Below are 21,212 nucleotides of genomic sequence, written 5' to 3' on the forward strand. Positions count from 1 at the left end.
ACGCACGTCCGTCCGACCGGGCCTTGTCTCGGCTAGGCGGCGTCCGCCTTGTTCGCCGAGATGAGTTTCGCATCCGTCTTGCCGTTCACAGCAATCCGGCGAGGCTTCTTGGCCTCGGGAATCTCCCGCTCGAGGCGGATGGACAGCAAACCGTTTGCAAGCGAAGCATCGCGCACCTGGACATGGTCAGCCAGATGGAAGCGGCGCTCGAATGAACGCTCGGCGATGCCGCGATGCAGATAATTGCGATCTTCCGCATCCTCGGCCGGAATACGCTTGCCGGAAACGGTCAGAACATTTTCCTGAACCTGCAAATCCAGATCGTCTTCACTGAAGCCGGCGACGGCCAGTTCGATCCGGTATTCATGCTCGGACAGCTGTTCGATATTGTAAGGGGGGTAGCCGCCCGAAGGCTCCAGCTTGGCCGCGTTGTCGATCATATTGGCCAGACGGTCAAATCCGACAATCGTACGGTAAAGCGGGGTGAAATCAGTGGTACGCATGGTGTCGATCCTCCTTGGAAGCGATCGGGCCCTCGCGAGGGCTATGTGATGTTTCAGGGTCCGCCATCCAATCCGCCCGCCTGTTGCAGCGCGGCCTGTCCGGCAATCCGTAAAGCCCCGTTCGGCGGCCTTACACTAATAGAATTGGGAAAGCGGATCAGGCCTCGCAAGAGGGAGGCAGGATTTTTTTCAAACTGGCGTCCTGAGGCGTGCGAGCGCCATTGTGGCGCGGATCGTTATCCCACTATGATAAACGCAATTATGGCCAATCCGGAGTGAGCCCATGACTCGTCTGACCGCCCTACTATCCGCTGCGTCCGCCCTCGCCTTTCTGACGGCGTGCGGCGCGCCCCCTGCTGAGGACGATACGACCGCGTCTGAGCCATCCGCCGAAATGAGTACTGACGGCGAGACAGCGCTGACCGAAGATGAGATGGCCGCCGACGAAGCGGCGATGATGGAGGAAAACCGTCCCGAGGCCGGCAGCCTGGCCTGGGCCATGAGCGGCGAGTGGCGCAGCGAGGAAGACCAGGCGCGCGACCCCTATCGTCATCCGATGGGGACTATAGAGTTTTTCGGTATTGATCCGTCCTGGCGCGTCATGGAGATCTGGCCGGGCGGCGGCTGGTACACCGACATTCTCGCGCCCTGGATCACGGCCAATGGCGGCCAGTACATCGCTGTCTGGCCCGACATTCCGGCCGATAATGAACGCGCCGTCGCCTTTCAGGCGCGCTTCGTGGAAAAGTTTGACGATCCGCGGTTCGGCGATGTCGAGCTCGCCACCTTTGATAGTGAAAGCGGCCCCTTGGGCGAGCCCGGCTCCGTCGACGCCATCGTGACCTTCCGCAACACCCATTCCTGGATGGGCCGCGGCGCGGCGGAAAAAGCCTTCAGCGACTTCTACGAAGTGCTCACCCCAGGCGGCGTTCTGGGCCTGGTCCAGCATCGCTTGCCGGCAGATCGTGTGCAGGATCCGCGCGCCAGCACCGGTTATGTGCAAGAGGACCTCGTGATCTCCATGGCCGAGGAAGCGGGCTTTGAACTGATCGATAGCAGCGAAATCAACGCCAACTCGATGGACACCGCGGACCATCCCTTTGGCGTGTGGACCCTGCCGCCGGTTTCCCGCTCATCCGCCTTTGGCGAGCCTGCGGATCCCGAATTTGATCGCGCGCCTTATGACGCAATCGGGGAATCAGATCGCATGACCTTGTTGTTCTTCAAGCCTGAAGGTGACGCGGGCGAGTAAGCCTGACACAGCGCCGGCCCGGATCAATCCGGGTCGGCGTTTTCTTTTGACCGATCAGAGCGCCGCGCTGGCGAGTCGGTCTAGCGCCTGAGCATGCAAGGACCGATTGGCGGCTGCGATCAGCTGCCCGCCTTCATGGGCCGGGCCGCCGCGCCAGTTGGTGATGACGCCGCCCGCCCCGCTGACCACAGGTATGAGCGCGCCCACATCCCAGGGCTTGAGCCCGCTTTCAATGACCAGATCCACACCGCCCAAGGCCAGCGCCGCGTAGGCATAAGCGTCCAGCCCGTAGCGGCGTACCTTGGCGCTCTGCGCGATCCGGGCGAACGCATCCGCTTCTGCGCCGGCGAACAGCCCGGGATCGGTGGTGGAGACGATCGCGTCCTCGACGCGCAACACGGTGTCGCGCGTCCGCATACGCTCACGCCCGTCTGCATGCTCAAACCAGGCGCCCGCTCCGGAGACCCCGGTGAAACGCTCGCCGGTGAACGGCTGATCAATGATGGAAAGGAGCGGCCCGTCAGGCCCATAGAGGGCGATCAGCACGCACCAAGTCGGCAGGCCCGCAATAAAGGCGCGCGTCCCGTCTATGGGATCCACGACCCAGGTGCGCCCTGAACGACTGGGCGTTTGCGCCTGTTCCTCGCCTAACACCCCGTCATCAGGACGCATATGGCCGAGCAAGGCGCGCATACGCGCTTCGATCGCCCGATCAGCTTCGGTGACAGGGTCAAACTCGGCGGCAGGTTTAGCGTCGACGCTCAATCCGGAGCGAAAGTGAAGCAGCGCTATAGGGCGCGCGGCGTCCGCCAATTGAGCAGCGACCGCCAGCTCCGCTTCCACATCCAGATCGGGCATTAGTCTCTCAGCTTACAAAGACCTGAGATTACGCGGCGCTTTCACCACGGGCATCCGGGTCCAAAGACCGCGCCAGTTCGAGCAGGCGGCGGCGCGGACGCTCATTGAGCTTGTAATAGGCCCGAACGAGATCCAGCGTTTCTTTTTGCGACAGGACGTCAGCCGCGACGTTCTCGCCTTCCGGAGCCGCAGATTCTCCAGACCCTTGCAGGCCTTCGTAGAAGTACTGCACTGGAACGTCGAGCGCTTCAGCAAGCTCGAACAAGCGCGATGCGCTCACCCGGTTGGCGCCGCTTTCATATTTCTGAATTTGTTGAAAGCGAATGCCGACAGACTGCGCAAGCTGTTGTTGCGTCAGCCCCAACAGACGACGACGGCGGCGGATGCGCTTTCCAACATGATGGTCAATGGCATTGGTCATTGTGAAAACCCTCGATCAAACATTTGAGTTGCGACTCCCCCGTCATCACCGCAACACGACACTTCAATGACATCTGAGATATGGCACACTCATCTTCGCGTAGCAAGTGAACACAACAGCACAAAACTACTCAGAGGCAACATGTTTGAAACATGCTTTCCCAAACACTTCACTCTGCGACAAGTCTACCTGTGTATTCTGTATAAACCATAGACTTAGTCCATTTGACCAAGCGCTCTCTCAGACTATCCATATGCGCAGACGGCCGAACTTCCACCTCCCGCAAATACAATCCGCGATTGATTTCCAGTTGCATGACATGAACGCCATTCACCGGATCTCCATAATGTTCGGTCGTATACCCCCCCGCATACGGGCGGTTCCGGGTTACCGTAAACCCCAAAGCTTTAAAATACGATTCTGCATGGTTGACGAGGTTTCGCCCGCAAGACGCCCCGAACCGGTCACCAAGAACCATATCCGCTCCGCGTGCGCTGGATGACGGCATGGAATGGCAATCGATCACGACCGCATATCCGAATTGCTCAACTGCTGCATTTATTTCTGCTTTTAGTGCAGCATGATAGGGGCGGTAATACCGTTCGATCCTGCGGCGCCCCTCTGCATAAGCGATCAATCCAGGATGAATGCAACGCCCGTCAGCGGCCAGACGCGGAACCACGCCCAACCCGGCTGATGTACGCGCATTGGGCGCGCTGAACCCCTGCTCTGGCGCGGCATCGAACAAGCGCGCATCAAGCTCGTCCGGCCCTCGATTGGGATCGACGAAGGCCCGCGCAAAGATCGCCTCGACAAAACTCGCGCCCAGAGACGGGACATGCGAGAAGAGTGTATCGACATAGGCGTCCTCTGACCGGCGCAAGACCGATAGCGGCGCACACGCCTGATCCAGGAAGTCTGCTTCATAACAGCGCCCGGAATGCGGTGAGGCGAAGATGAATGGCGATGTCCGCACCTCCGGCGCATGAACAAGAACCGGTTCATCGATCGGGGCGATCATATAATCGGAAACAGATTGCATCATACGATTGTGATCGGTGTACGAGCCAGGTCAATGAGACATACGGCCCGCTGAGAAAAAATGCTGAGCTTCTCACCCCGCGTTCAGTGGACTTTTACGAGTTTGGTTTAGGTTTGATGCCGGTGGACAACAGACAAGGGGGCGGCGATGGCCCGCATTCTGCTCGCAGAAGACGACGACTCCATGCGTGACTTCTTGGCCAAAGCGCTCAACCGCGCCGGCCATGACGTAGACGCCGTGGCTGATGGCGAGGAAGGCCTGGATGCGCTCGGCGAAGCCCCGGGCGCGTACGAACTGCTGCTCACAGACATCGTCATGCCCGGCGTTGACGGGATCGAGCTGGCGCGGCGCGCCGCTCAGATCGATACGGAGCTGAAAATCATGTTCATCACGGGCTTTGCGGCCGTGGCGCTCAATGCCGGCGAAGCCGCGCCCAACCAGGCGAAAGTGCTCTCCAAGCCCTTCCACCTGCGCGACCTTGTGGACGAAGTCGCCAAGGTTATGGCGGCGGCTTAAGACAACACCGTCTCAGAACAGAAAAAAGGCCTGCTTCGGTATCGAAGCAGGCCTTTTCCTTGACTTATACTGGCTCGTTTTTACAGCCCGCCAGGGCCGCAATCATTGGCCAGATAGTCTTCCAGCCCCGTGTACAGGTCTGTCTGGTGGTTATAGAACAGAGTGTTGCTGAAGTGGTCAGCACCCTCAAGCTCAAGATAACGATAGGGTATTCCGGCTCTCTCCAAGCGTGGAATGTAGACGCGCATATGTTCGAGAGGAACGCGTTGGTCCACATCGCCATGGATCAGGAATAGCGGAATATTGACGTTCTCCGCCTCATCGATCGGCTGAATGCCCTCTCGACGACGCAGCTCGAACTCTTCCTGGAACGGCGACAAACCGTCACGATAATAGTTGAGCTGCATGTTCGGATCCGACACCGCAGCGCCGGCGATCGCACACTGATAGATGTTATCCTCGCGAGACGCCGCCACTAGCGCAGCATACCCGCCATAACTCCAGCCGAACATGGCCAGACGATCCGGGTCAGCCAAGCCTTGCTCGACAAGGTAAAGCGCACCGTCATCCTTATCGTCCTGCATCTGCAAGCCAGCTTGACCAAGAGCACTCGTGTAATGCTCCAGGCCATGCCCGAGAGACCCGCGATATTGCGGTTGCAACACCATATATCCGCGGCTGGCCAAGAACTGCCCCCATTCATCATAGGTGATGACTTCAGAGACAAATGGACCACCATGAGGCAGCACAATCAGCGGGAACGGAGGCTCACCCTGCGGCACCGTCAGATAGCCCGGGATCATCAGGTCACCATGTCGGGATGGGTACTGGATGTATTCAACATCCGCCAACATCTCAGGCTCTAATTGCGGCGCATGTCCGCCCAGATACCGCATCGCCCCATCTGACAAGAAATAATAGCTTCCAGGGTCCCGCGGGCCCCGATTGAAAACCACCATCGTATTGCCGTCACGGCTTCTGGAGGTCACCGAGAGCTGATGCGCGTTTGGAATAGCCTGACGCAATCCGGCGAACAGCGCCTCTTCATCAGGATCGATCCAGGCCGTCCGGATACGGTCCGCGAAGTAGTTCACGCCCGCCATAACCGAACCTTCACCCCAGAAATTGGAATGAAAGCGGATCCCGGAAACATCGGAATCTTCCCGACGATAAATCAGCTCGCCAAACTCGCCGCTTGCGAGGTTGAATTCCCAGAACCCGATTTTGTCATGCCCGTTATGGGCCAGGACATACGCAAGATTCTCGTTTTCCTGGTCGAACGTCACAGGCGTGAACGTTGACAGGTCGTAGCCGTCTACCCGGTAGGATTCTTCCCAGACGTCATCACCGATACCGCGATAATAGTAGACGAATTCACGCGCCCCGGCATCGTAACCCGATGCAAAGCGCGGATTGCCGTCATCATCAAAAGCGGCCGTGGCGATGCGCTGGTTGCCGTTGATGATCAGCTGACGCTGCCCGGTTTCAAGATTGAAACGATAATAGGCGCGCGGGCGGAACGCGGTAAACGGGTCATCAGCGGAAAAAGAAGCCCGGGTACGCGGCAATGACACAATGACTTCATTGGGGGAACTCGGCAGAAGCGATTCCACCTGCATGCCAGAGGTCAGCTCCTCAAATTCGCCACTCTCAATCGAGTAGCTGACGACTTTCCCTGCGTAGACGCCCCGGTTGAAACCGTCGATCCGGTTCCGGATTTTCTGACGCGCGCCCACAATCAGCAGGTCGTTACTGACCCATTGCAGAGTCTGAAACTCCATCGGATCGGCGTTCAGACGACGCGGCTGGGCCGAGAAGTCAGCCGTCTCATAAATCTCGATAAGCGGATTAGCTTCTCGTGCGGGAATCCGCATAAGCGCAAGATGGCGACCATCCGGCGACAGCTCCACATTCGTCATGTTTTCACGGACAGCGAAAAACTCGATCGGAATCAAGTCTGCATCCGATTGGTTCTGCAATGCATGCGCGCCAGCTGAGATGGCGCTCAACGCCACAAAGGCAAGCGCCAACAACTTCCACATGGAGGAATGAAAACTCATTTCGTCTCTCCTTATCCCAGTGCCTGTGTTTGCTCAAAAATCAGCCCGCTGGCAAAACCAGCGGGCTGACTCTTCTTTACAAGGCGGCCCCTCTTAGAAGGACTTGCGCAGGTTCACGAACACGCGGCGACCCAGGAAATCGTGCCCAGAGAAGCGGTTAGTGCCGCTCAGCTCGAAGTTTTCACCCGGATCAACCAGTGCAGGCTCTTCGTCAAACACATTGCTGACGCCTGCAGAAACGGTCCAAGTGTCCGCCGAGTAACGCAGCGAGACCGTATGGACGAAGTGATCGTCGATCTCTTCGAGGTCCTTACACAGCAGACCGTCACCAGCGTTACAGGTGTCAGTGTTGCCGTCAGTGAACTCTTCCGTGAATTCACCGTCATCCGTAGAACCGGTCCAACGCGTGTTCCAGGTCAGACGGAAGTCGTCGTAATCGGCGAACAAACGCAGGGTGCCGTTCCATTCAGGATAGAACTCGAAGCCGAGATTCTCAGTCAGAACAGGGTCACCACCCGGGATGCGAACGATTGAGTCGCGCTCAAGCGTGTTGTTCGCCCGGATGTCGAGACCGGTCGTGAAGTTCCGGTCAAACAGCTCCCAGTCGCGAGTGACGACAAGGTTGTAGTCAACACCCACTGCAGTTTCTGAATCCTGGTTTGCGAAAGGCAGATCCACTTCGGTGATGATGCCGGTCGCACCACGCGTAACCAGTCCACAGAACGAGCTGATTTGTGCGTCAGGAATACCGTCGCCATTGGTGTCCAGTGCAGGATTGGACTCATAGCACTCGTCCAGAACAGTACCGAGCGCGGTTCTGACCAGCGTGTCTTCCACCTCGATATTGTAATAGGTGGCGCTGAACTGAAGGTCAAAAGCATCAATCCAAGGCTGCTCGAACACGATGCCGGCATTCCAGGACGTTGAAGTCTCTTCGGTCAGCGCGTTGTTGCCGATCGTGAAGACCTCAATGCTGGGTTGGCCAACGCCGCCGCCAAGGGTCGTCGGGTCGACGCCCGCAGCAATACAGTTGTCCAGAACCGTCTGCTCACGCGTGTCCTGAGACGGATCATAGCCGTTGATGCCGTCAAAGGCTGCATCCGGAACCAGGCACGGATCGGAATTGCCCAAAAAGCCCGAAATGCCGACCACGAACTGCTCTTGCAGGTTCGGCGCACGATAAGATGTGCCGTAAGTGCCGCGTGCGGTCAGCCAGTTGTTCGGGCGATAGACGCCAGAAACGCCGTAGGTGAAGGCGTTGCCGAAATTGGATTCTTCGGTGTAGCGGCCCGAGTGGTTGATCGTCAGCTCTTCAATGAAAGGCTGCTGAGCAATCAGCGGGATTTCCACTTCATAGAAAGCTTCGAAGAGATCACGGGTGCCGTTGGCGCCAAGATCGCTGAAGAAGCCGAATGCATTGCCCTGACGGGTCGTGTCAGCCGGATCGGAGTCGATCGAGTCTTCGCGATATTCGAAGCCCAGCACACCGCCAACGGTGCCAGCAGGCAGCTCGAAGAGATCGCCAGTGAAGACAGCCTGAATGAGGGTTTGCTCAACGGTGGTGTTGAAGTCGCGATACGCCCGCAGATAGTCATACTCTTCTTGGGTCGCGAAGTTGCCGCCGCCATCTTGCCACAGAGTCGGCGAGAAGAAGTTGACAGGCAAACATTCCGGCGTGGCGTTCGAGCCATTGGGCAGAACATCAGTATTTGAATCCGGGATACCGTCACCATCGGCGTCCAGACCACACACGAACTGACCCGGATTGCTCGGATCTTCAATCGTGGTCAAAGCAGCCAGGGTGATACGGCTTTCATCCCAGACAGGGCGACGGGTGCTGCCATTCGAGCGGTCATAGCTCGCAGACACTTCCCAGGTCAGGTTCCGCAGGGGCAGGAAGTCCGGATCCGGCAACACGCCACGGAAACCACCCACAAAACGCATCTGCGTGACTTCAGAGGTGATGTAGCGATCTTCTTCAGCCAGATTCACGCGCGCTTGAGATTCCGCCGGACGCGCACCCGGAACAGGGTTCGGCAGACCAAATCCGGACAGAGGCACGCCAAACAGGTTGATCACCTGCTGCGTGAACGCCGCGCCACAATCAAAGCCGTTCACGCCATTCGGGTTACACGGGTTGAACGGGTTGTCGGCGGCGACGGTCACAGTAAGGCTTTGGCTGCCGTTCTGACCCAGACGGGTTTGACGGTTGGCGAAGCCCGCTTCAAAGAAGGCGGTGGTGTCAAACATGCCGCCAAGATTGTATTCGCCATAGGTGAAGGCGGACATTTGTTCGCGCTCAGACAGGATATCCGCAACGCGGGCCTGTTCATCATCGCTGAACTGCCAGAAATCGTTGATGATCGGCACATCTTCAACGCCATCAAAATTCAGGTCATTTGTGCCGAAGAGCGTCGATTCGCTGAAGTTCGGGATGCCGACATTGGTGCTGCCTGGCGTGTAGTACAGCGAGCCGAAGAAGGTCGCGAATTCACCCGGAAGCGGGTCCAGCCAAATGCGGTTCATGCCGAAAGCAAGGTTACAATCGGTCAAATCAGATGTCGGCGACAAGCGCGCGGCATTGGCGTTATTGGTGCGAATTTCACCGGTGGACGTGATTTCCACAGGCGTCTGACAGTCACCAAAATAGTCGCGCTGGTCGCGGCGCAGGTTTTCCTGGATCTGATATTCGGCGCCGAAGCCCATGAAGCCGCGATCACCATTCACGCCCCAACGGGCGGACAGCGTCGTGATTTCACCACCAGATTGCTCCGGCAGGGTTGTGGAGGCTTCAACTTCAAAGCCATCGAAATCATTGCGAAGGATCGCATTCACCACACCCGCAACGGCGTCAGAGCCGTAAACGGACGATGCGCCGTCCAGCAGCAGGTCAACGCGCTCGATCAAGGAGCTGGGAATAAGTGACAAATCCGGCACGTTCGGCGCGCCTTCAGAGCCAGCAGCACCAATACGGCGGCCATTCACCAGAACCAGGGTGCGCTGCGGGCCAAGGCCGCGCAGGTCGATATTGGTTGCGCCCGGACCGTTGTCAGACACAAAGCCGATGAAGGTCGCATCAATCTGGAGACCAGTCGCAACCGTGCTCTCCTGGATCATTTCAGTGGCGGAAAAGAGACCGACGTCGCGCGCCACTTCACCCGAAATGATCTGCACCGGCTTCAGGGAAGAGAATTCATCCCGCCGGATACGCGAACCCGTAATGACAACGCGGTCGCTGGCGTCAGCTTCGCTTTCTTCTTCCTGAGACGTTTGTTCCGGCTCATCCGCTTGCTGTGCGAAAACCGGGGCGCCGCCCATGGTCAGCGCCGCAACGCCAGCCAGAACGGTCGAGCGCAACAAGCGCTCTTTATTGGTCATGCTCACGATCGTTCCCCTTCGGAATTAACCCCGCCACAAAATGGCCAGGACTTTTCGCGCTTTTTTTATGCGCTTGTGATTTTTATAGATGAGGAACGCCAACCGTCAAAGAGCCGGATCACAGATTTGACACACTTTGGAAACGCTTTCGCCATGCATGTTGCTTTTTTGCAATGTTCCTCAAACGGTCGAGCCCTGCTTCAGCGTCGAATTTACAGAAAGCTGCAAAACATTCAGCCACCGGCAGCCTTGCCAATTGACACCGGCAAGCCCGCCGACTTATTACGCGTCCTCCCTCGACGCCCCCCTCAGGCGCGAGGGGCCTATGGCGAGCCATAGCGGGCGCGTAGCTCAGTTGGTTAGAGCACTACGTTGACATCGTAGGGGTCACAAGTTCGAATCTTGTCGCGCCCACCATTCCCTACTTATTAGAAACTGGTATCACCCATCCATCGCTTGGCCTTTGGCCAGGCGCGATGGAGCGCGAAGTGAATTCCGCCGCGTGACGCGATCAAGCTTGGGATCGTGCGTCAGAGCCGCTCTAACAGGCGTTGCTCCAACGCGCTGACGCGCTGACGATCCCGGCGCCAGCGCCACCACAAAAAGAGGATGCGCGAGCCGTCCACCAGATAGCGCTTCCACATGCGGCGCGGCTGTTCGGCGAGACGGAACAACCATTCCAGACGCAAATTCTGCAGCCATTTTGGCGCCCGCCGGGACTTGCCGGATAAAAAGTCCAGCGATGCGCCCACGCACAGGCCCACCCCTGTGCAATCGCCACGCTCCAGACAGGCCTCGGCCACCAGCTCTTGCTGAGGCGATCCCACGCACAGAAAGGTGAAGCGCGCCGGGTTGTCAGCGACAAAGGCGGCGCATTCCGCAATCGCATCAGGCTTGTGACGCAAGTGCATGGGGGGCTGATGCCATCTGATGTCTGACAGGCCATAGCGCGCCTTCAACCCGTCAATGACGCTTTCATCCCCGCCCACGACCACGATGGGTTCATCAGGCTTGATCACATCCTCGAACAGAGCGGCTGTGAGATCCGCGCCGGTCGTGACGTCAAGCGCTTCACCGGACAGGTCGGCGATCAGCTCCAGAACCCGACTGTCACACACCGTCAGCCAGGCCTGGGCATAAAGATGCGCCAGCACGCTTTCAGTCTGCAGCCGCACCAGATGGTCAACATTCGGCGTGACCACGAAGGCGAACGGATCACGCGCGGGACGCTCGGCGACTCTCTTGAGCGCGGTGTCAAACGCGATCCGGTCAAAGGCGGCGTTCAAGAACCAGACATGACGCGCGCCGCGACGGCGGTCATCTCCGGTCCAAGGCAGGCCAGACGAGAGTGCGGCGAGCTTTTTGGAATCAAGATGGGCGGTCATGCGTGTCGAAATGCTCCAGCCAGAACTGCTTTGGCTGATGACCAGCAAGTTCAATGCCGTATGCAAAACCCCGGTCGCTTTCAGGGTCCGGGCCGCATCCAAAACCCCGCTTGACTGCATCTATGCAGCAACCTGTGCAGAAATCTGAGAGAACGCCCGTGTCCCATTACGACCGCATACTGGCTCTGACGGTGGGCTCCATCGCCGCCGGCGTGTTGCTGGTGGGCGGGCCGGCTGCAGAGCCCCGGGTCCGTCATCATCATCTGCAACTGCAAACCGGGCCGCTGACCGTGAAGCTGGGCGGGCCAGGTCTGGCCCGGATCGACACCGCGCCGAACTGCCTCGAGCAAGCCTGTCCCATGCTGGCCCTGTCGCTTGAAGCCTCAGCCCCGGCGCAAGGCGCGCCACGCCAGTCGCGCCGGATGCAGGCTTGCCAGCCCGGCGCGCTCCATCGGGGCCGGCTCATCGCAGAGCGCGCTGACGAGCGCCTCGGCGAGCAAGGGCGCATGTGCGAACCCGCGCGCCCCGAACCCGCCTAGCACCATAAGCCCTGACGGGTTCAAGTCCTTATGGGCGGGCGCAGGGCCGCCTTTGGCGTGTCCGCGCCAGACCTCTTCAAAGCCTTTTGGCGCGGCAGCGCCCGCCAGCGGCAGACGGTCCGCGACCGCGGCCCGCACGCCCGACCAGTCCGAAAGGCGCGCGCCCAGCGTCACGGGGCCTCCTGGCGCGTCCTGCGCCAACGTCCGCAGCGCCGCTTCAGCTTCCTCCTCCGCTTCCGGCTCGGCGCGTTTCACATGGGTCGCGCCCACCATGAGCGCTTCTCCCAGCCGCGCCGCATAGCCGCCCCAGGCCGCGGGCGCGCGCAGATCAAAATCGCTTTCAAACAGGGCCAGCTGACCGGCGGAGGGCTCGAGCTTCAGCCCCGTCGCGCTCAACAAGGCGTGTTGATGCCAACCGCCCGCCAGGATCACGCCGGCATAGGGGCCGTACGTCTGACCGCTTTCAGCCTGCAGCCGCCAACCGCCCGCGACAGGGTCAAGCGCGGCGATGCGCGTATCGAACACCTCCGCATCACCCGCCAGCGCCGGAACGAGCGTTTCAGGCTGGATCTGTCCGGCGCCGTGCATCCACAGCGCGCCTTGCTGCCCCCCCAACCCGCACCGTTGTTGGGCGGCGTCGACATCCAGGAATGAAAACTCATCATCCAGCGCCTCCGCCAGCTGGGCCAGCCGCGCCGCACCGGCTTCGTCTTTGGCCAGCCGCGCCACGCCCGTCGCTTCAAAGCCCTCAAACGCGCCAAACATCACGCGCGCATAGTCAAAAGCGGCCAGCAAAGCGCGATTATGGGGTCGATCAGACAGCTCCAGACGCGGCGTCAGCAATCCGCGCGGCGCGCCGGATGCACCGGACGCCCAGCCGCCGTGCGCGAACACATCGACCGTGCGACCGCGATACCCGAACGCCTTCACCAGGCTCGCCGCCGCCACGCCGCCGCCAATGACGGCGATCGGGCCATCTATGGGCGCAGGATCAGGAAACGGCGTCGGCGCACGTGCAGGCTGCGCCCCCGTGAAGATCGCTTCCAGCCGCTCACGTTTGCGGCCGAAGCCCGGCTTCTTCTCAACGCTGAACCCCGCCGCCGCCAAACCCCGGCGCACAGCGCCAGCGACTGTAAAGGTCACGGCGGGCGCGCCTTTTGCGCTTAAACGCGCCAGCTCAGAGAACAGATCGGTCGCCCACATGTCCGGGTTCTTGGCGGGCGCGAACCCGTCGAGAAACCAGGCGTCGGCCTCAAACGCCATGTTGGACAAGGCGGTTTCGGCCAGATCATGAAACACGGTCAGCATGACCCGGCCGTTTTCAAAGACTCGCCGGTGCGCGCCTGTGTGCGGGCTGGGCCAGACATCGGTGAGCTGATCACTCAGGGTTTGAAGCTCGGGAAAAGCCGAAAGCGCGCGCTCGGCGTCGGACGTGCGCAGCGGGAAACCCTCAACGCTGACGAAATGCAGTCGCGCGTCCGCTGGCGCGGTCCTCACAAACAAATCCCACAGCGCCAGAAAGTTCAGGCCGGTGCCAAAGCCGAGCTCGGCCACGATGGTGGGACGGTCGGACCGGAACCGTTCGGGAAACCCGGCCGCCTGCAAGAAGACCGATCGCGTTTCCGCCAGCCCGTCTTCAGTGGAGAAATACACGTCGCCTGCATCGACAGCCACAGGGCCGGTTTCGGCCCAGTCGAGCACGGCGTGGGGGCGTTTGAGCGGCTGGGGATCGTTTGCTTCAGTCATGACAACGCCCGCCATGGCCAAAGACCAGGGCGGGCGCAAGGGGAAATGTCGCTGGGGAGTGTTCGGACCTAGATCGTCGGCGCGTTCGAGCTGGCTTCTTCAAGCTCGGCGAAGCTCGGCTGGAAGGAGCTCGGCACGCTGCCGCGTCCGATCTCGACGGAGATCTGGGCGGCGTTGCCATGCAGGTGCGCCACCAGAACCGCCTGGATGATCTTGTAGAAGGCGCCTTCCTCTTCATAGATCTCGTTCAGGCGCGCCGCGAACGGCCCCACCAGGCCATAGGCCAGGAACACGCCCAGGAAGGTGCCCACCAGGGCCGAGCCGATCTTGGCGCCCAGCACGGTCGGCGGCGAGTCGATCGCGCCCATGGTCTTGATGATGCCCAGCACCGCAGCCACGATCCCCAGCGCCGGCAGGCCGTCGGCCATGGTCTGCAGGGCATGGGCGGGAGTGGCGGCCTCGTGGTGGTGCTTCTCGATCTGTTTTTCCATCGCGTCTTCAACCTGGTGCGGGTCTTCCAGGTTCATCGTCATCATCCGCAGCGTGTCGCAGATAAAGTCGATGGCGAAATGGTCTTTCATGATTTTCGGATAGGCGGAGAAGATCGAGCTGTCATGCGGGTTCTCGATATGAGATTCCAGCGCGATGACGCCCTTGGTCTTCATGGTCTTGGTCAGCTGGAACAGCAGCGTCAGCAGGTCCATATAATCCTGCTTGCCCCATTTCGGCCCCGAGACCAGCTTGGCGAGATCGCCGCCCGTCTTGGTGACTGTTCCGAAGGCGTTGCCGATCAGGAACGCGCCGACCGCCGCCCCGCCGATCATCATCAGCTCGAACGGCAAAGCCTTAATGATGATGTCAAAGCTGCCGCCTGCCAGCGTGAAGCCGCCGAACACCATGCCGAACACGACAAGAATGCCGATAATCTGAAACATACCCACCACCCGTTCTAGGTTCACTGAAGACCCGGCGGCTCCTGCCGCTCTGTCGCCTTCAACGTCCGATTTCGGGACGGTTATACGCGCTGATGCTTAAAGCCCGGTTTTCAAGCCGTTAGGAGGTGGGAAAGACTCTGAGGTCTGACGGCGCGCATAGCGGACCTGTTCTCATGGTGATGGACCTTGCGGGGGGGCAAGCTTATGTCTCTAGCCACATGACCCCTTTATATGATCCCGCCAATCCCTCGAGTGAACAGACGCGGCGTCGCGCCTTCAGGCTGTTGTTTTTGTGCCTGATCGCGACTTCGATCGGCAATTCCATGCTGTTTGCGATCCTGCCGCCGCTGGCGCGGGACCTTCAGGTCGACGAAGTCTTCGTCGGCGCGATCTATACCGTCTCCGCCCTGTTGTTTCTGATCATGAGCCCGGTCTGGGGCGCCTTGTCAGACCGCTATGGTCGCCGTCCGTTGATCGTCTTTGGTCTGTCCGCCTTCGCGGCGTCCTGTCTGGTCTTCGCCGCGGGCGCCTGGGCCGGTCAGGTGGGGCTTTTGCCGCCCATGGCCGCGATCATCGCCATGGCCATGGCGCGCTCGATCTTTGGCGGGCTTGGGTCTGCGACGAACCCCGCGGCGCAAGCCTATGTGGCCGACCGCACTGAACCCGCCGAGCGCACCCGCGCCCTGTCGAGCCTGACGGCGGCGTTTGGCCTGGGCACGGTGATCGGACCGGCCCTGGCGGGGTTTTTCTCGCACCGGATCGGCATTTCCACCTTCATGATCGCCGTGGCGGTGATGGTGGCGGTCGCTGCAATCTGCGTTCGCCTGTTCCTGCCTGAGCAAACCCCGCCGAAGAAAAAAGGCCGACCGATCAATCCGCTGGTGCAGTTCCAGTTCGCAGGCGATCCGCGGCTGACCGCCTTCATGATCTATGGCTGCGCCATGTGGATGGCCCAGGCCGCCAGCCTGCAATCCTTGAGCTTTTACATCATGGACCGGCTGGGCATGGATGCGGCGGGCGGGCTGCAGCTGGGCTCCATCGCGCTGACGGCGGGGGCGGCGGGGCTGATCTTCGCTCAGCTGGTGGTGATCCCGGTGCTGAACACCAGTCCGCGCGTTCTGATGGCCATCGGCGCGGTGATGGTGGTGTTGGGCAATGTCACCATGGTCTTCGCGCCAGACTATCTGGTCATCGTGATCGGCTATGTGTTCAACAGTTTCGGCTTCGGCCTCGCCCGGTCCGGCTTTACCGCCGGCGCCTCGCTGGCGGTCGAACCTGAAGAGCAAGGCCGGGCGGCGGGGCTGACCACAGCCACGGCGGGGGTGGGCTTCATGATCGCCCCGATCACCGGGCTGTGGCTCTATCAAAGCGTCGCGCCCGCAGCCCCGTTCGAGCTGAACGCCGCGCTCGCCGTGGTCGGCTTCGCGCTGGCGCTGCTGCACCCCAGGGTGCGGGCGGCGACAGCTGTACTGAGCCCGACCGTCGAAGACACGCCGCCTGCTTGAACTCTTAGCGGGCCCGCGCCATCACCGCCTCATAGGTCAGCTGCCCGGCATAGCCGTCGGGCGTCATGCCGTTGGCGGCCTGAAAGGATTTCAGCGCGCGGCGACTGTTGGCCCCGAAAATGCCGTCCACGCCGCGCGTATCATGACCGAGATCGGTCAATGTCTGCTGCAATTGGCGCGATTGGGACCGGTTGATCGGCGGATTGTCTTCCGGCCATCCGTCCGGCAGTGCGTCGAGCCCCGCAAGCCTTTTCGCGAGATAGCCGACGCCCAGCGCATAGGCGGTGGAATTGTTGTAGCGCATCAAAGCGTCAAAATTTGAAAACGCCATGAAGGCCGGGCCTTGCGCGCCAGACGGAAGGACGATGCGGGCCGGACGGTACAAATCATCCGGGCTCCACTCGCCTTGAGCCGGTCGCACGCCATCCATCGCCCAGGCGGAGACGGCGCGGCGATCGCGTTCTTCCCAGCTGGCGAAATCAAACGTGTCGGGCAATGTCACTTCGGTCACCACCGGCGCATCGGTTTCCCAGCCGGCACGCGCGAGCAGGTTCGCCGCCGAGCCAAGCGCATCCGCTTCGGTGGTCCAGATATCGCGATGGCCGTCGCCATGCATGTCGACGGCGCGTTCAAGATAAGTGGTGGGGATGAACTGGGTCTGCCCCATCGCCCCCGCCCAGCTGCCCAGGAGCTGATCGCGCTCCGCATAGCCGCGCTCGAGCATGTCCGCGACCGCCAGGAGCTGGTTTTCGGCGAACTGACGGCGGCGACCTTCCCAGGCGAGCGTCGCCAGCGAACGCACAATGTCAAAATCGCCCATGATGACGCCATAGGCGCTTTCGAGCCCCCAGATGGCGGTGAGAATGTCCGCATCGACGCCGAACTGCGCTTCAACCGTATCCAGCGCCTCGCGATGGCGCGCCTGGGCGCTGAGCCCGTTCTGGGTGCGCGCGTCAGACGCGGCGCCGTTGAGATAGACCCAGACCGGGCGCACGAATTCAGGCTGGGAGCGGTCACGATCAATGATCCGCGAATCAGGCTCCAGACCGTCCATCATGATCGCGATTGTGGAAGGCTGGGCCCCATGCTCGGCCAGACGCTGACGGAAGCCGTCCGCCCAGTCCTCAAAGCTCATCTCCTGCGCGCCTGCAGCCGCGGTCATGAAAAGTGCCAGGGCCAGACTCAGGCCCTTGAACAGTGTGCTTAGCGTCATGATGATCCTGACTATATGCTTGCGCCCCTCACCGAAGCTGTATGATAGCGCTGCTCGCACACACATGCGAGGCGCCAGAAGCGTTGACTCTGCTCTAAGCTTTGCGTAAATCCCGCCCTCCTGATTTTTCCGGGGGCCGTTTGCGCCCTCACACCTAATTAAGCTAGGGCGACGACCATGAAAGTGCGCAGCTCCCTGAAGTCCTTGAAGAACCGCCACCGCGACTGCCAAGTCGTGCGTCGCCGCGGCAAGGTCTACGTGATCAACAAAACCGACCCGCGTTTCAAAGCCCGCGCCGGCTAGACAGCCGTGTCGCGCGCGGTTCTCTGGGACCTGGGTCATACCCTGGTCGACTGGGACCCGCGCCGGGTCTACAGAACGCTTATGCCTGACGACGCCGCCGTGGAGCACTTCCTCGGCGGTGTTTGTACAATGGCGTGGCACACCGAGCATGATCGCGGCGTGCCCATGGCGGACAACCGCAAGCCCCTGATTGAGGCGCACCCCGACAAGGCCGAACTGATCACGGCCTGGGAAACGCGCTGGCCGGACATGTTTGACGGCTGGATCACGGGCATGGAGGCGGTGGTCGACCGTCTGAACGCGCTGGGCGTCGCGCAATACGCCCTGACCAATCTGCCGGCCGAGAAATGGTCTCATATCCAAGAGACCTATCCCAAGATCGCCGCGTTTGACGCCGTGGTGGTCTCAGGCGCCGAGACAATGGTCAAACCCGATCCCCGTCTCTACCAGCTGACCATCGCGCGCATCCGCCATGCGCCCGAAGACGTGCTGTTCATCGATGACCGCGAGGACAATATCCGCGCCGGTATCGACGCAGGCTTCAAGGGCCATGTCTTCAAGGGCGCCGAGGGGGCGATCAAAGCCCTGCGCGATCACGGGCTGGCGATCTGACGCGCGAGTTATGCGGCGCAGTTTCAACCGCCAGATTCTGGTGATAGTCTTTCGTCCATGATCGCTGCGCTCCTCGTCTCCCTGGCGGCCTTGCACACGCAAGCCCCTGTCTCCGATCCGCAAACCCTTGGGTGGATGGACGGGTTTCCGCCGCCTGAAGAACGGACCATCCGCTATCCCGATGGCGGTTTTTTTGATTTTCCCCAATTGCGCTGGACGGTCTGCCATTTTGACCAGCTGATGCCGACCCGGCGAACCGCGCGCGGTCTGGGCGCCCCCGCTCCCCTGCCGGTCTCTCTGCGCCAAGATGACATCGACGCCATTGAGTTTACGCCGATGGGCGCGGACGCGCCGATGAGCTGGCGGCAATCCTTTGACGCCAATTACACCGATGGGATCATCGTCCTGCACCACGGCCGCGTGGTCTATGAACGCTATGCCGGATGCCTGGATGAAGGCGGACGCCACGCCGCCATGTCGGTGACCAAATCCATGGTGGGCTTGCTCGCGGAAGTGCTGGTCGCGGAAGGCGTGCTCGATGATAGCGCGCCCGTGACCGACTATGTGCCTGAACTGGCCGAGAGCGCGTTCGGAAACGCTACGGTCCGCCAGGTGATGGACATGACCACCTCGCTCGACTTCAACGAGGATTACAGCGACCCGAACGCCGACATCTTCGCCCATGGCGCAGCGGGCAGCGCCTTGCCGAAACCGGCGGATTTCGAAGGCCCGCGCACCTATTACGAGTTCTTGCAAACCGTTGAACCGCTGGGCGAGCCTGGCGTCGACTTTTCCTACAAGACTGTGAACACAGACGCCTTGGGATGGATCATCTCACGCGCCAGCGGCGTCGCCCTGCCTGACTTGCTGTCCGAGCGCATCTGGTCGCGGATCGGCATGGACCAGGACGCCTATTTCACCGTGGACTCCATCGGCACGCCCTTCACCGGCGGCGGCATGAGCGCCAGCCTGCGCGACTTCGCCCGGCTGGGGCAGCTCATGCTCGATGAGGGTCGGCATGAGGGCGAACAGATCATCCCCACCGCGGCTGTGCGCAGCCTGGCGGGCGGAGGAGACCGCACCGCCTTTGAAGCCGCCGGCTACACCGCGCTGGAGGGCTGGAGCTATCGCGGCATGTGGTGGGTCACCCATAATGCGCACGGCGCTTATATGGCGCGGGGCGTCCATGGCCAGGCGATCTATGTGGATCCGACCGCGCAGATGGTGATCGTCCGCTTCGCGTCGCACCCGAACCCGTTCAACGCCGCGATCGACCCCACCAGCCTGCCAGCCTATCAGGCGGTGGCGGAGTATTTGATGGCGGCGCCTGAACCCTAAGCAGGGCTGCGCTCCCGCTCTGCGGATGTCGGTGGTCCCGAGAAAAAACGCTACATACTGAGCTTGCCGGGACCCGTGTCTCGCTTATCCTCTCACCCATGATCGCGCTCAGCCTTCTGGCCGCCTTGCAGGCGACGCCGCCGCTGGACCTGTCCGCCTTGTCGGACTCCGGGATGGAGCAACGCGCCTATCAATCGATCGACGAACGCCTGTCCGAGCGCCTGGAAGCACTCGCCCTCGCCGACAATGAAGAGACCGCAGCGGAGCTCGCCAGCGAAGTCCGCTCGTTGTGGCGGCAGCAAGCCGGGCCGACCGCTGATCTTCTCCTGCAACGCGGCGCCGAAGCGCGTGAAATCGGCGATGTGAACACCGCCTGGCGCAGTTATGACCATTTGCGCACGCTCGAGCCTGACTATGCCGAAGGCTGGATCGTCTCTGCCGAACTCGCCATCGAGGACACTGACTGGGATTTCGCGCTTGAAGCGCTCAACCAGGCCGTGACGCTGGATGCACGGCGCTATGACGCCTGGGCGCTTCTGGGCCGGGCGCTCGAGCAAGCGCAGGCGCGTGAAGCGGCGATGGAAGCCTATCGCGAAGCGCTGCGCCTCTACCCGCTGCATCCCGCCGCTGGCCCCGCCCTGGCCCGGCTGGAGCGTGAGCTCGCCGGTCGCGCGCTCTAGGCGCGCGGAGGGAACCGACCGAATGAGGATGGCTTCATGACAGGCGGTTTCATCGATTTGGGCGGCGTCAAACTCCACCATCACATCACCGGCCCCGAAGACGCCCCCGCTGTGCTGGTGCTGCACGGCGCCTCCACCTCCTATCTCGAGCCGTACATGGCGCTCTCCACAGCGTTGGAGTCCTACCGCGTGATCTGGCTGGACCGGCCGGGCCTGGGATGGAGCGAACGCCCCACAGGCCCCTGGTCGCCCGGCCGGGAAGCGGAACTGATCGAGCATTTCCTGACCGCGATCGGCGTGCCGCGCGTGACCGTGCTGGGCCATTCCTGGGGCGCGGCCATCGCCTTGCGCCTGTTGATGGACCATCCCCAGCGCACAGGCGGCGGCGTGCTGATCAGTCCGGCGGCGCGCGCCTGGGTTGGCGAAGCGGCGGGCTATAACAAGATGACCGGCTGGCCGGTGATCGGCCCGCTGATCAGTCATGTAATCGCGCCTGTGCTGGGCCCCGGCCAATTGCCCAAAGGCGTCAAAAGCGCGTTTCACCCTGAGCCCGTCCCCACGGGCTATATCGAGAGCGCGCGGCTCGATCGCCTGTTCGCTCCATCAGTGTGGAAAGCGAATGCGGCGGACATGGCGCGCGTCAACACCCATCTGGCCGAACAAGAGACCCGCTATGGCGAGATCACCCAGCCGGTGATCCTCCTCGCCGGTCCCAAGGACACGGTGGTGCGCACCAGCCGACACGCCGAACCGGTCGCCAAAACCTTGCCGCGCGGCGAACTGCGGCTGCTCGAGAAAGCCGGCCACAATCTGCACCACGCCTATTCTCATGAGGTGACGAAAGCGGTGGCGGACCTGGTCGCGCGCAAACGCTGAAGCGCCCGCAGCGTCAGCGAGGACCGTCTGGCAAAACCGAACCGAAGGGT

18 protein-coding genes and 1 tRNA gene are annotated in these 21,212 nt (G+C 61.3%); 9 read left to right on the plus strand and 10 right to left on the minus strand.

Annotation, left to right across the window (positions count from 1 at the left end):
- Positions 1-32: 32 nt before the first annotated feature.
- On the minus strand, positions 33-503 hold the full coding sequence (locus ACQ66J_RS05070) for an Hsp20 family protein (protein ID WP_375548165.1): 471 nt from the start codon (positions 501-503) through the stop codon (positions 33-35).
- Between the two features lie 283 nt (positions 504-786).
- On the opposite strand from ACQ66J_RS05070, the gene ACQ66J_RS05075 reads away from it, so the two are divergent.
- Positions 787-1,755 carry a class I SAM-dependent methyltransferase gene (locus tag ACQ66J_RS05075; RefSeq protein WP_430430737.1) on the plus strand — a complete coding sequence of 323 codons (969 nt, stop codon included), beginning with the start codon at positions 787-789 and terminating at the stop codon, positions 1,753-1,755.
- Positions 1,756-1,809: 54 nt separating this feature from the next.
- Here the strand turns inward: ACQ66J_RS05075 and ACQ66J_RS05080 are convergent, their stop codons facing one another.
- The 3 genes from ACQ66J_RS05080 to ACQ66J_RS05090 all read right to left on the minus strand — a co-directional run bounded on the left by ACQ66J_RS05080 (position 1,810) and on the right by ACQ66J_RS05090 (position 4,079).
- A complete protein-coding gene (locus ACQ66J_RS05080; protein ID WP_430430738.1) occupies positions 1,810-2,613 on the minus strand; it encodes an inositol monophosphatase family protein in 804 nt (267 codons plus the stop codon).
- Between the two features lie 28 nt (positions 2,614-2,641).
- On the minus strand, positions 2,642-3,034 hold the full coding sequence (locus ACQ66J_RS05085) for a helix-turn-helix domain-containing protein (RefSeq protein WP_022700478.1): 393 nt from the start codon (positions 3,032-3,034) through the stop codon (positions 2,642-2,644).
- Between the two features lie 169 nt (positions 3,035-3,203).
- Positions 3,204-4,079, minus strand: coding sequence for an N-formylglutamate amidohydrolase (locus ACQ66J_RS05090; protein WP_430430739.1), 876 nt, complete (start codon positions 4,077-4,079; stop codon positions 3,204-3,206).
- A gap of 144 nt (positions 4,080-4,223) precedes the next feature.
- On the opposite strand from ACQ66J_RS05090, the gene cpdR reads away from it, so the two are divergent.
- Positions 4,224-4,592, plus strand: coding sequence for a cell cycle two-component system response regulator CpdR (gene cpdR, locus ACQ66J_RS05095; protein ID WP_375548161.1), 369 nt, complete (start codon positions 4,224-4,226; stop codon positions 4,590-4,592).
- An 80-nt stretch (positions 4,593-4,672) separates the two neighbouring features.
- Here cpdR and ACQ66J_RS05100 read toward each other — a convergent pair whose 3' ends face one another.
- Positions 4,673-6,622: an alpha/beta hydrolase family protein gene (locus ACQ66J_RS05100; RefSeq protein WP_430430740.1), complete on the minus strand. Its 1,950-nt coding sequence runs from the start codon at positions 6,620-6,622 to the stop codon at positions 4,673-4,675.
- Between the two features lie 123 nt (positions 6,623-6,745).
- The gene (locus ACQ66J_RS05105; RefSeq protein WP_430432229.1) at positions 6,746-10,030 is read right to left on the minus strand and encodes a TonB-dependent receptor domain-containing protein; all 3,285 of its coding nucleotides are present in this window, start codon (positions 10,028-10,030) and stop codon (positions 6,746-6,748) included.
- 340 nt (positions 10,031-10,370) lie between these two features.
- Here ACQ66J_RS05105 and ACQ66J_RS05110 point away from each other — a divergent pair.
- Positions 10,371-10,447 (plus strand) — tRNA-Val (locus ACQ66J_RS05110).
- A gap of 113 nt (positions 10,448-10,560) precedes the next feature.
- Here ACQ66J_RS05110 and ACQ66J_RS05115 read toward each other — a convergent pair.
- From ACQ66J_RS05115 to motA, 3 genes are all read right to left on the minus strand, one after another.
- On the minus strand, positions 10,561-11,415 hold the full coding sequence (locus ACQ66J_RS05115) for a WecB/TagA/CpsF family glycosyltransferase (RefSeq protein ID WP_430430741.1): 855 nt from the start codon (positions 11,413-11,415) through the stop codon (positions 10,561-10,563).
- 383 nt (positions 11,416-11,798) lie between these two features.
- Positions 11,799-13,700: a tRNA (5-methylaminomethyl-2-thiouridine)(34)-methyltransferase MnmD gene (mnmD, locus tag ACQ66J_RS05120; RefSeq protein ID WP_430430742.1), complete on the minus strand. Its 1,902-nt coding sequence runs from the start codon at positions 13,698-13,700 to the stop codon at positions 11,799-11,801.
- A gap of 68 nt (positions 13,701-13,768) precedes the next feature.
- A complete protein-coding gene (gene motA, locus ACQ66J_RS05125) occupies positions 13,769-14,635 on the minus strand; it encodes a flagellar motor stator protein MotA (protein WP_430430743.1) in 867 nt (288 codons plus the stop codon).
- 218 nt (positions 14,636-14,853) lie between these two features.
- Between motA and ACQ66J_RS05130 the strand changes: the two genes are divergently transcribed.
- The gene (locus ACQ66J_RS05130) at positions 14,854-16,140 is read left to right on the plus strand and encodes an MFS transporter (protein ID WP_430430744.1); all 1,287 of its coding nucleotides are present in this window, start codon (positions 14,854-14,856) and stop codon (positions 16,138-16,140) included.
- A 4-nt stretch (positions 16,141-16,144) separates the two neighbouring features.
- Here the strand turns inward: ACQ66J_RS05130 and ACQ66J_RS05135 are convergent, their stop codons facing one another.
- The gene (locus ACQ66J_RS05135) at positions 16,145-17,302 is read right to left on the minus strand and encodes a lytic murein transglycosylase (protein WP_430430745.1); all 1,158 of its coding nucleotides are present in this window, start codon (positions 17,300-17,302) and stop codon (positions 16,145-16,147) included.
- A 228-nt stretch (positions 17,303-17,530) separates the two neighbouring features.
- Here ACQ66J_RS05135 and ykgO point away from each other — a divergent pair, with 228 nt between their 5' ends.
- From ykgO to ACQ66J_RS05160, 5 genes are all read left to right on the plus strand, one after another.
- A complete protein-coding gene (gene ykgO / locus ACQ66J_RS05140) occupies positions 17,531-17,656 on the plus strand; it encodes a type B 50S ribosomal protein L36 (protein WP_009801967.1) in 126 nt (41 codons plus the stop codon).
- 81 nt (positions 17,657-17,737) lie between these two features.
- Positions 17,738-18,268, plus strand: coding sequence for an HAD-IA family hydrolase (locus ACQ66J_RS05145; RefSeq protein ID WP_430430746.1), 531 nt, complete (start codon positions 17,738-17,740; stop codon positions 18,266-18,268).
- A 57-nt stretch (positions 18,269-18,325) separates the two neighbouring features.
- On the plus strand, positions 18,326-19,606 hold the full coding sequence (locus ACQ66J_RS05150; RefSeq protein ID WP_430430747.1) for a serine hydrolase domain-containing protein: 1,281 nt from the start codon (positions 18,326-18,328) through the stop codon (positions 19,604-19,606).
- A 98-nt stretch (positions 19,607-19,704) separates the two neighbouring features.
- Positions 19,705-20,286, plus strand: a complete 582-nt coding sequence (locus tag ACQ66J_RS05155; protein WP_430430748.1) for a hypothetical protein — start codon at positions 19,705-19,707, stop codon at positions 20,284-20,286.
- A 36-nt stretch (positions 20,287-20,322) separates the two neighbouring features.
- Entirely contained in the window at positions 20,323-21,162 is an 840-nt protein-coding gene (locus ACQ66J_RS05160; RefSeq protein WP_430430749.1) for an alpha/beta fold hydrolase, read from the plus strand.
- Positions 21,163-21,212 lie beyond the last annotated feature (50 nt).

It is taken from the genome of Oceanicaulis sp. (assembly GCF_965284345.1).
Lineage (GTDB): Bacteria > Pseudomonadota > Alphaproteobacteria > Caulobacterales > Maricaulaceae > Oceanicaulis > Oceanicaulis alexandrii_A.

What these genes read in the sequence shown, in the direction of transcription:
- ACQ66J_RS05070 (WP_375548165.1), bottom strand. Translation starts at nt 503, where the DNA reads ATGCGTACCACTGATTTCACCCCGCTTTACCGTACGATTGTCGGATTT.
- ACQ66J_RS05075 (WP_430430737.1), top strand. Translation starts at nt 787, where the DNA reads ATGACTCGTCTGACCGCCCTACTATCCGCTGCGTCCGCCCTCGCCTTT.
- ACQ66J_RS05080 (WP_430430738.1), bottom strand. Translation starts at nt 2,613, where the DNA reads ATGCCCGATCTGGATGTGGAAGCGGAGCTGGCGGTCGCTGCTCAATTG.
- ACQ66J_RS05085 (WP_022700478.1), bottom strand. Translation starts at nt 3,034, where the DNA reads ATGACCAATGCCATTGACCATCATGTTGGAAAGCGCATCCGCCGCCGT.
- ACQ66J_RS05090 (WP_430430739.1), bottom strand. Translation starts at nt 4,079, where the DNA reads ATGATGCAATCTGTTTCCGATTATATGATCGCCCCGATCGATGAACCG.
- cpdR (WP_375548161.1), top strand. Translation starts at nt 4,224, where the DNA reads ATGGCCCGCATTCTGCTCGCAGAAGACGACGACTCCATGCGTGACTTC.
- ACQ66J_RS05105 (WP_430432229.1), bottom strand. Translation starts at nt 10,030, where the DNA reads ATGACCAATAAAGAGCGCTTGTTGCGCTCGACCGTTCTGGCTGGCGTT.
- ACQ66J_RS05115 (WP_430430741.1), bottom strand. Translation starts at nt 11,415, where the DNA reads ATGACCGCCCATCTTGATTCCAAAAAGCTCGCCGCACTCTCGTCTGGC.
- mnmD (WP_430430742.1), bottom strand. Translation starts at nt 13,700, where the DNA reads ATGACTGAAGCAAACGATCCCCAGCCGCTCAAACGCCCCCACGCCGTG.
- motA (WP_430430743.1), bottom strand. Translation starts at nt 14,635, where the DNA reads ATGTTTCAGATTATCGGCATTCTTGTCGTGTTCGGCATGGTGTTCGGC.
- ACQ66J_RS05130 (WP_430430744.1), top strand. Translation starts at nt 14,854, where the DNA reads ATGACCCCTTTATATGATCCCGCCAATCCCTCGAGTGAACAGACGCGG.
- ACQ66J_RS05135 (WP_430430745.1), bottom strand. Translation starts at nt 17,302, where the DNA reads ATGACCGCGGCTGCAGGCGCGCAGGAGATGAGCTTTGAGGACTGGGCG.
- ykgO (WP_009801967.1), top strand. Translation starts at nt 17,531, where the DNA reads ATGAAAGTGCGCAGCTCCCTGAAGTCCTTGAAGAACCGCCACCGCGAC.
- ACQ66J_RS05145 (WP_430430746.1), top strand. Translation starts at nt 17,738, where the DNA reads ATGCCTGACGACGCCGCCGTGGAGCACTTCCTCGGCGGTGTTTGTACA.
- ACQ66J_RS05150 (WP_430430747.1), top strand. Translation starts at nt 18,326, where the DNA reads ATGATCGCTGCGCTCCTCGTCTCCCTGGCGGCCTTGCACACGCAAGCC.
- ACQ66J_RS05155 (WP_430430748.1), top strand. Translation starts at nt 19,705, where the DNA reads ATGATCGCGCTCAGCCTTCTGGCCGCCTTGCAGGCGACGCCGCCGCTG.
- ACQ66J_RS05160 (WP_430430749.1), top strand. Translation starts at nt 20,323, where the DNA reads ATGACAGGCGGTTTCATCGATTTGGGCGGCGTCAAACTCCACCATCAC.